At 56.5% G+C, this 9,697-nt stretch carries 6 protein-coding genes; 5 read left to right on the forward strand and 1 reads right to left on the reverse strand.

Annotated features, from left to right (window positions below):
• Positions 1-476 precede the first annotated feature (476 nt).
• A complete protein-coding gene (locus tag VGC62_RS20350; RefSeq protein WP_331188880.1) occupies positions 477-1,010 on the forward strand; it encodes a glyoxalase superfamily protein in 534 nt (177 codons plus the stop codon).
• A gap of 89 nt (positions 1,011-1,099) precedes the next feature.
• On the opposite strand, the gene VGC62_RS20355 is transcribed toward VGC62_RS20350, so the two are convergent.
• Positions 1,100-1,588, reverse strand: a complete 489-nt coding sequence (locus VGC62_RS20355) for a type VI secretion system tube protein Hcp (RefSeq protein WP_331188874.1) — start codon at positions 1,586-1,588, stop codon at positions 1,100-1,102.
• 279 nt (positions 1,589-1,867) lie between these two features.
• Here VGC62_RS20355 and VGC62_RS20360 point away from each other — a divergent pair, with 279 nt between their 5' ends.
• The 4 genes from VGC62_RS20360 to VGC62_RS20375 form a co-directional block, all read left to right on the forward strand.
• The gene (locus VGC62_RS20360) at positions 1,868-2,713 is read left to right on the forward strand and encodes a hypothetical protein (RefSeq protein WP_331188875.1); all 846 of its coding nucleotides are present in this window, start codon (positions 1,868-1,870) and stop codon (positions 2,711-2,713) included.
• Positions 2,714-2,921: 208 nt separating this feature from the next.
• Entirely contained in the window at positions 2,922-6,212 is a 3,291-nt protein-coding gene (locus VGC62_RS20365) for a transglutaminase family protein (protein WP_331188876.1), read from the forward strand.
• A 136-nt stretch (positions 6,213-6,348) separates the two neighbouring features.
• Positions 6,349-8,853, forward strand: a complete 2,505-nt coding sequence (locus tag VGC62_RS20370; protein WP_331188877.1) for a circularly permuted type 2 ATP-grasp protein — start codon at positions 6,349-6,351, stop codon at positions 8,851-8,853.
• Positions 8,853-9,697: transglutaminase family protein (locus VGC62_RS20375; RefSeq protein WP_331188878.1), on the forward strand; the 845-nt coding region annotated here is incomplete at its 3' end. The genes VGC62_RS20370 and VGC62_RS20375, both read left to right, overlap by 1 nt.

The following is a 9,697-nucleotide window of genomic DNA, read 5'->3' on the forward strand; positions in this document are numbered from 1 at the left end:
GTGTGAGCACATAAATGGGAAGTGTCCCCGTTCAAGGCGACTTTAATCTTGTGACCGCTAACACGATGGGTATGTGATCTATCTGCACCCCAAAAGCAGCGGGCAACGGTGATCCAGCGTTGTTTGGGGCTACCGATAGGATGTTGGAGTGGTTGTGATAACAAGAATTGGCTACAGCGTTTTTATTAGCTGATTTTTTAGAATCGGACGAGCCGATTTGGCTCAGCGCGGTTGGGGATGAAGTGACTTTGGTTCCTAGGGGCCGCAGTCGTGGTGAATCAGTCAGGCATCTGGGATTGCTTTCGCCCGTGGTAGCGGCTGTGTAAGATCAGCAGCGCGCCGATGCTGCCAGCCGCTCGCTCCCGAAAGGAAAGGTGAAAGCATCTTTTTTCCCAAACCATGTCGCATTTCTCTTAAGAGTTGAGGTTTGGCAACGCGAGCACCAAGATGCTTCGATCTCGACTCCAGGAGGAATGATGCTGTCAATTGAGAAAGCCAAACAAATGGCTAACAGGCTGCGCGCCTCGTTGAAGGTGCGCAATCAGGAGGTGTCTCACTCCGGTGCTCTTGAGCTGGTGGCGCAGCAATTGGGTTACAAGGACTGGAATACCGCTTCAGCGTTACTCCCTCAGAAAAAAAATGCTGCGAATGTCACGTTCGACAAACCCATCCCAATATTACGGATGTTTGACGAAACCAAGGCGCGCGAGTTCTATCTTGATTTTCTGGGCTTCAGTGTGGAGTTTGAGCATCGGTTCGAAGCGCATTTACCGCTGTACTTGGGGATAACACGCAACTCTCTCCAATTACATCTTTCCGAGCATCATGGCGATGCGAGCCCCGGATCGACGATTTTTGTCCCCATGCAAAATATCGAGCTGCTCCGTGATGAGTTACTTGCCAAGCGCTACGGGTACGGCCGTCCGGACATTGTTGAGCAGGGTTGGGGAAAAGTCCTGGAAGTCTACGACCCTTTCGGTAATCGAATTCGATTCTGCCAAAGCGAATAAAAAGGGAAAGCCCGCAGCGGGCACTCCCGCGTTAAGCACTGTTGTACTCGGTAAAACAAACGCCAGCTTTCAAGCTGGCGTTTTGCTTTCTAAATCTTGATGTTTTCGCGGATGTTCCAACCGTACTTGATCGCTCCGCCGTCTTTGCTGCCGTCGGCTTTTTGGGGTTGGTAGCTGACTTCGACTTTACCAAAGTTGAGCGCGATGCCTTCTTTCTGAATTTCGTCGCTGTTGCCTGCATCGGTGTTATAGGACGCGACCATCACTTCCTTTAGCGTGATGATCATGTATTCCACCGGGCTGCTTCCGCCAGCCTTGCGTACCGTGAGCGTTGCCTCTGGATAATGTTTACCGCTTGAACAGGCCATCATCAGGTTGGGCGAAGACTTATCCAGCGACTTGTTCAGGCTAAGGTTGTTGATGCTGACCTTGCCAGCACCACCTCCGCCGCCCTGATGCATCGAGCCCGACTGCGACATACCCCACTGGAATGAGTGGATGTCGATTTCGTCTCGATGAGCGCTGTCCTTGGACTCACCTTTGATATCGCCCAGCTTCAAAAACATATCGATTGCCATTACCGCTCCCTGAAAAACAGTGGTCGACGAATTGTCGCCGCGCACCTTTTCGTACTACAGGCTTGATCGCAATACGTTGAAGATAGATCGAGACAGTTCATACGGAACAAAGAAGAACTTCCTACATCGTCACGTAGGGCGGCTGACTATTCTCCTGCGCTCTGACTAGGCACAAAGGGAAAAAGGGTGAACTCCATACAACTGCGGGATGGTTTTTCCGTCGCACGAAGTCAGGCAAGGGATCGAATTGAAAGTACCGTATTTATCAGGAAGTTACTGATGAGTAATTATTTGGAAATGGAAGCGCATCGTCGGAGTTATCTTCCGGTATGTGCTTGCAATATAGTTATTGCCTGTTTGTCGGTGGCTTTCGCGCTATGGATTGTGGTGGCTACCTATTTGACGGAATTTTCGATCTCAGCGGGGGAGCGTTTTCTGGTGGTGTCAGGCTTTTCGTGCGCGGCAATAGTGTTTCACTGTAATTTTATGATCACAGGAGGGAGAGGTCTATGGCTGAAAGTTTCGATAGGTATTTTGATACTTTGCCTTTTGATCGTTGTTCCTGCTATGGGGTATCAGCCGAATTTCCTAGTGTATGCATTTGCAATTTCTTTTCCGTTATTAGGCTTGCTTTCCTTTAATAGCAATCGACATAGACAGTTTTACATAGAGTTTAGAGAATTCCGACGTCAGCGTGCCTCTGTGCATCAGTATGGGGGCGGTGAAGTGGGTAGGTTTGCCATCGACGTAAATTCGAATGTAAGGCGTAAGAATAAAATCTCAAAGCGAGAAATCGCCATCAATAATAGACTTAGGGATCAGGCAGAAAAAGCTGCGGCTTTAGATAGTGAAGGTCTGGTAATAAGGAGATTTTTTTATCTGTTTCTCCTGGTTTTCTTGACGTCTGCGATCGGATACTGGTGTTATTTGATATATGCTGGCCTTGTAAGTGAAGTCGTTGCTGAGACACACAGATTTATTCGTCAGCGTAATTATTCGGCAGTTAATGATTTTGGGCTGTATTGGCTTACCATGTTTTTTCATTTACTGGCTGTGGGCCTTTTTGCGGTGGTTCTGAAGCTGGTGCTGCTTCTGCGCAAGTTGGACTCAGGCAAATACCCCTGAGGCTTGGCGACTCAAGATCGTACGTATGCCTTCAGAATTATGCTCTGCCTCATTTCCGTGCGACCCTTGCACAGTCAGCCACCGCTGGCGCGATTTTGGTGCTGTGCTTAGCTGAGCGAGCAGCATCTATGCAGGAGCCGCAGGTTTTGTCCGGATGGCATAAGTCTTGCGCGGTTCCGCTACCGTCCAGGCTCGCAGGAGGCACGCCGTGTCGATTCATATTGCTTTGCACCATGTCACGCATTACCGCTACGAACGTGCGGTAGAGCTAGGTCCGCAAATCGTACGCTTGCGTCCGGCGGCGCACAGCCGTACTCGGGTTTTGTCCTATTCGCTGAAAGTCCTGCCTGAAAACCACTTCATCAACTGGCAACAGGACCCGCAGGGTAACTACCTGGCGCGGTTGGTGTTCCCGGAGAAGACTTCCGAATTAAGAGTCGAAGTCGATCTGGTCGCCGAAATGGCGGTCTTCAATCCGTTCGACTTTTTCCTTGAGCCCTACGCCGAAAAGATTCCATTTACCTACGCAGGCGAGGAGCAGCGCGAGCTGGCGCCTTATCTGGAAAAGCTGCCGCTGACGCCGATGTTTCAGGCGTATCTGGACAGCATTGATCGCACTCCCATTCCGGCCATCGATTTTCTGGTGGGGCTCAATCAGCGCCTCGCCCAGGACATCGGTTACCTGATCCGCATGGAGCCGGGCATTCAGACGCCTGAGTTCACCCTGGAAAACGCGTCGGGCTCGTGCCGCGACTCCGCGTGGCTGTTGGTGCAATTGTTGCGACACCTTGGGCTGGCGGCGCGCTTCGTCTCCGGTTACCTGATCCAACTCAAAGCTGACGTCCAGGCCCTTGATGGGCCGTCGGGTACGGATGTTGATTTCACCGACCTGCACGCCTGGTGCGAGGTGTATTTGCCAGGCGCAGGCTGGGTGGGTCTTGATGCGACCTCTGGATTGTTTGCGGGCGAAGGCCATATCCCGCTGGCTTGCAGCCCCGATCCTACATCGGCGGCTCCCATCAGTGGGCTGGTCGAGCCTTGCAAAACCGAGTTCAGCCATGACATGTCGCTGGAGCGGATCTGGGAGGCTCCACGCGTTACCAAACCTTATACCGAAGAGCAGTGGCTCGACATTCAGGCGCTGGGCCGGCAGATCGACCGCGATCTGGTGCGCGATGATGTGCGCCTGACTATGGGCGGAGAGCCCACGTTCGTCTCTATCGATGACCGTGACGGCGCCGAATGGAACACAGCCGCGCTGGGTCCGAAAAAACGCATCCTGTCTGCCGAATTATTCCAGCGCATGCGCAAGCATTATGCGCCGCAGGGGCTCGTACATTTCGGCCAGGGCAAGTGGTACCCCGGTGAGCAACTGCCGCGCTGGTCATTGAACTGCTTCTGGCGGCGCGACGGTCAGCCAGTCTGGCGCAATACCGCGCTGATCGCAGATGAGCATGAGGATTATGGCGCCACTAGCGATATGGCTGGACGTTTCCTGCGCACCATCGCCGAGCGACTGAAACTGCCTGCGCGCTATGTGTTTCCAGCTTTTGAAGACAATTTCTATTACCTGTGGCGAGAAGGCGCGTTGCCGAAAAACGTCAGCGCTCAAGACTCTCGTCTGGGCGACGAACTGGAGCGTGCGCGGCTCAATAAAGTCTTTTCGCAGGGGCTGGATAAAGTCATCGGATACGTGATGCCACTGGCGCGTAACGCTGCCGATGACCGCTGGCAGAGTGGGCGGTGGTTCCTGCGCGATGAACATTGTCGCCTGGTGCCGGGGGATTCGCCGCTGGGTTATCGTTTGCCGCTGGCCTCGCAACCGTGGGTCAAGGCGGCAGAATACCCGTACATCCACCCGACCGATCACAACCAGGACTTTCCTGATCTGCCCAATCGCGATGCGCTGCAAGCGAACGTCGATGGCCTGAAGGAAAACCCGGATGCTAACGCTGAACGCATGCCGGCTATTGATCAGTCTGCTGATTGGCTGACGCGCACGGCATTGGCCGCGGAGGTGCGCGGCGGGCGGTTGTACCTGTTCATGCCGCCGCTGGAAGGCCTGGAGGCTTATCTGGAACTGGTCGCTGCCATTGAGTCGACCGCCCAGGAGCTTGATTGTCCGGTATTGCTGGAAGGCTACGAGCCGCCGAGTGACCCGCGTCTGTCGAACTTTCGCATCACGCCAGATCCGGGCGTAATCGAAGTCAACGTACAGCCGTCCGCCACGTGGGACGAGTTGGCCGAGCGCACCGAGTTTCTTTATGAACAAGCACGCTTGACGCGCTTGACCACCGAAAAATTCATGATCGATGGACGTCACACCGGCACCGGTGGCGGTAACCACTTTGTACTGGGTGGCGCGACGCCTGGGGATTCACCGTTCCTGCGCAGGCCCGATCTGCTGCGCAGTTTGCTCAGCTATTGGCACAATCATCCCTCGCTGTCATACCTGTTTTCGGGCCTGTTCATTGGGCCAACGTCGCAGGCGCCGCGTGTGGATGAGGCGCGCAACGATTCGCTGTACGAGTTGGAAATTGCGTTTTCGCAAATGCCCAAACCGGGTGAGCAAAGCCCTCCCTGGCTGGTAGACCGCTTGTTGCGCAACCTGTTGATCGACGTGACTGGCAACACTCACCGCGCCGAGTTCTGCATCGACAAGCTGTATTCGCCGGATGGCGCCACAGGGCGTCTTGGCCTGCTGGAGTTGCGTGCTTTCGAAATGCCGCCCCATGCACGAATGAGTTTGGCGCAGCAGTTGCTGTTGCGGGCGCTGGTGGCCAAGTTTTGGCGCGAACCCTACGCGCCCGCGAAGCTCGCGCGCTGGGGCACTGAGCTGCACGACCGCTTCATGCTGCCGCACTTTATCAATCAGGATTTCGCCGATGTCATCGTCGATCTCAATGCGGCCGGTTATCCGGTGCGTGCGCAGTGGTTCGAGGCGCATCTGGAATTCCGCTTCCCTAAAGTTGGCGATTACGCGGTCAGCGGTATCGAGCTGGAATTACGCCAGGCCCTTGAGCCTTGGCACGTGCTGGGTGAAGAGGGCGCTGCGGGCGGCGCCGTGCGCTATGTGGATTCTTCGCTGGAGCGCTTGCAACTGAAGGTCAATGGCATGCCGCCGCAGCGTTATCAGTTGACCTGCAATGGCATTCCTTTGCCTTTGCAGCCGACAGGGCGCGTCGGTGAATTCGTTGCAGGCGTGCGATATCGCGCCTGGCAACCCGCGAATTGTCTGCAACCGACCATTGCTGTCCACGCACCGCTGGTTTTCGACATCGTTGATACCTGGATGCAGCGTTCATTGGGTGGCTGCGAGTATCATGTCGCGCATCCGGGTGGTCGCAACTATGAAACCCTGCCGGTCAACGCCAATGAAGCTGAAAGTCGGCGCCTTTCGCGGTTTTTCCGCGTCGGCCATACCCCCGGCAAATTGGTGATCGAGCCGCCATCCATCAACGATGAAATGCCCATGACGCTGGACATGCGTCTGCATTGAAACCAGTCCAGGCAGCCGTCTGAAGTGTCATTTCTTCAGGCGGCCTGACCCTACGAATGCTGCATGGAAGCGATAAATCCGTATGTCATTGCCTGCGCTAATCTGAAGCCCTAATGAGTCGTCTGCCGAGCCCTCCATGCCCGACCTGTTTGACCGCTACCCTCTATCAGCGGGTACTTATCACGAGATGCTCGACGCCAGCGGTGCTGTGCGTGCGCATTGGGTGCGTCTGTACGAGCACCTACAACGCAGCACCCCCGCGCAACTGATTCAACGCCAGGCGCTGCTGACCCGACAAATTCAGGAAAACGGCGTCACCTACAACGTCTACGCCGACCCAAAAGGTGCGGATCGCCCGTGGGAGCTGGATTTACTGCCGCATTTGATTCCTGCACAGGAGTGGCAGCAGCTCTCGGCCGGCATCGCGCAGCGTGCGCGGTTGCTCAACGCGGTGCTGGCTGATTTGTATGGTCCACAGAGGCTGATCGCCGAAGGGCTGCTGCCCGCTGAGCTGGTGTTTGGTCATAACAATTTTCTTTGGCCGTGTCAGGGAATGACGCCACCGGAAGGCATTTTCCTGCACATGTACGCCGTTGATCTGGCGCGTACTCCAGACGGTCGTTGGTGGGTCACCGCTGACCGTACGCAGGCGCCATCGGGTGCTGGTTATGCGCTGGAAAACCGGCTGATCGTCTCGCGCGCGTTTCCTGAGTTGTACCGCGATTTGAAGGTTCAGCATTTGTCTGGCTTCTTCAGTTCGCTGCAGGAAACCCTCGCACGTCAGGCTCCGGGTAGCAACGAAGCGCCGCTGGTGGTCTTGCTCACGCCGGGGCGCTTCAACGAGAGCTATTTCGAGCATCTGTATCTCGCCAGGCAGTTGGGGTATCCGCTGGTCGAGGGCGGCGATCTGACCGTCCGTGATGCCACGGTTTACCTGAAAACCCTGAGCGGCCTGCGCCGGGTTCACGCGATCATGCGTCGGTTGGACGACGACTTCTGCGATCCGTTGGAGCTGCGCACCGATTCAGCATTGGGCGTGCCCGGTTTGCTGGAAGCCGTCCGCCGAGGTCGGGTACTGGTGGCGAACGCCTTGGGCAGCGGCGTACTGGAGTCGCCGGGCTTGCTGGGCTTCTTACCGAAGATCAACGAATTTCTGTTTGGCGAAGAGCTGATCCTGCCATCGGTTGCGACGTGGTGGTGCGGCGAGCCGCCAGTGCTTGCGCAAGCATTGGAAAAACTCCCTGAGCTGCTGATCAAACCGGCATTCCCCTCACAGAGTTTCGCTCCTGTGTTCGGTCGTGATCTCAACGCAGAACAACGTCAGGCCTTGGCCGCACGCATGCAGGCCCGGCCTTATGCGTACGTGGCACAAGAGCTGGCGCAGCTGTCTCAGGCACCGATTTGGCAGTCCGATGATGGTCAATTGCAGCCGCGGGCCATTGGCATGCGTGTCTACGCGGTGGCTGGCGCCGAGGGTTATCGCGTTCTGCCAGGTGGTTTGACCCGTGTAGCTGCGGACGCCGACGCTGACGTGGTCTCCATGCAGCGCGGTGGCGCGAGTAAAGACACCTGGGTTCTCGGCGAGCGATCCCAAGGCAGCGAGCCTTGGAAAAGTCGGCGTGCGCTGGGGGTTCACGATTTGATCCGACGCGACCCTTATTTGCCGTCGCGGGTGGTAGAGAACCTGTTCTGGTTCGGTCGTTATTGCGAGCGTTGCGACGACAGCGCACGTTTGCTGCGTATCATGCTGGCGCGTTACGTGGATGATGACGACGCGCTGGCGTTGCAAGCTGCCGTCGATTTGGGCGAGCGTCTGCATTTGTTGCCTGAGGTTGAAGAGCCCGGAGAAGGTGATGATCTGAGCGATCGCTTGCTACAGGCATTGCTGGGTGAGGACTGGCCGTCGAGCTTGCGTGCCAATCTGCAACGCTTGCAGTGGGCGGCTTCCCAGGTGCGCGGCAAGCTGTCTCGGGAAAACTGGCAGGCGCTGGTAGAGTTGCAGCGCGAAGCAATGGACCTGGAAACCGACACGCCGGATTTCGGTGAGCTGTTGGACTTCCTCAATCGGCTGGTGATGTCGCTGGCGGCGTTATCCGGTTTCGCCCTGGATGACATGACGCGCGATGAAGGTTGGAGCTTCCTGATGATAGGTCGACGCATCGAGCGCCTGCAATTTCTCAGCACCAGCCTGGCGGCGTTCCTGCGCAGCGACGCGGTGTTCGATCAGGCAGGGCTTGAATGGTTACTGGAACTGGGCAACAGCAGCATTACCTATCGCTCGCGGTATCTGGCACTGCCGCAGTTGATTCCAGTCCTCGACCTGCTGCTGCTCGATGAGCAAAACCCACACGCGGTGTTGTTCCAGCTCAAGTTGGTGTCGCGTTCGCTGACCCGCTTGAATCAAGACTTCGGCGCCCCTCGGGACGCCAGTCTTTCGGTATTGATTCAGCGTCTGGCAGCGTTCGATCTCGGCACGCTGGAGAATCCGCTGTTCGGCGAAAGTAGTCTGAAGGCCGTGCTCGATGGCCTGGCTGATTTGCTGCAAGACATTGGTGACACCAGTGGGCAAGTGTCCGACCGACTGGCGTTGCGCCATTTCGCCCATGTCGATGATGTCAGTCAACGTACGGTGTCTGTCTGATGAGCGCTCATTACCTGATTCTTCACGACACCCATTATCACTACGACAGCCCGGTTTCGCTGGCGCAGCAGTTGGCGCATTTGTGGCCACGCCATAATCCTTGGCAGGTATGTACCGAGCGGCAACTGCTGATCAACCCGGTGCCGACCAGCCGTCGCGACGAGCTGGATGTGTTCGGCAACCCACTGACACGCCTTGCCTTCGAGCGCCCGCATGATGAGTTGCAGGTCAACGCCCGGCTGAAGGTGGAGGTGCTCAGGCGTCCGCTGCTGGACTTCAATCAGTCAGCCTGCTGGAGCGACACCCAGAGCGCGCTGACTTACAGTGCCAAGCGAGTGTCGGCGGATATTCTCGAAGCCTGCCGTTATCGCTTTGAATCGCCCTATGTCCATCTCAAGCAGTCGTTCGTCGATTTTTCGGCCAGTTGCTTCCCGCCGGGGCGACCACTGCTGTTGTGCGCACAGGCGTTGATGGAAAAAATCTTCAGCGAGTTCACGTTTGACGATGAAGCGACGCAGGTTGCGACGCCGCTAGTGGAGGTCCTGGAAACCCGGCGCGGTGTCTGTCAGGACTTCGCGCACTTGATGCTCGCGTGTTTGCGGTCAAGAGGGTTGGCAGCACGTTACATCAGTGGCTATCTGCTGACTCAGCCACCGCCCGGCCAGCCACGATTGATCGGCGCTGACGCGTCGCATGCCTGGGTATCGGTGTTTTGTCCGGTGTTGGGGTGGGTCGATTTCGATCCGACCAACAATGTCCAACCTGCGTTGGAGCACATCAGTCTGGCGTGGGGCCGGGATTTTTCGGACGTTTCGCCGTTGCGGGGCGTGATTCTTGGCGGCGG

Source organism: Pseudomonas sp., from assembly GCF_036404235.1.
Classification (GTDB): Bacteria; Pseudomonadota; Gammaproteobacteria; order Pseudomonadales; family Pseudomonadaceae; genus Aquipseudomonas.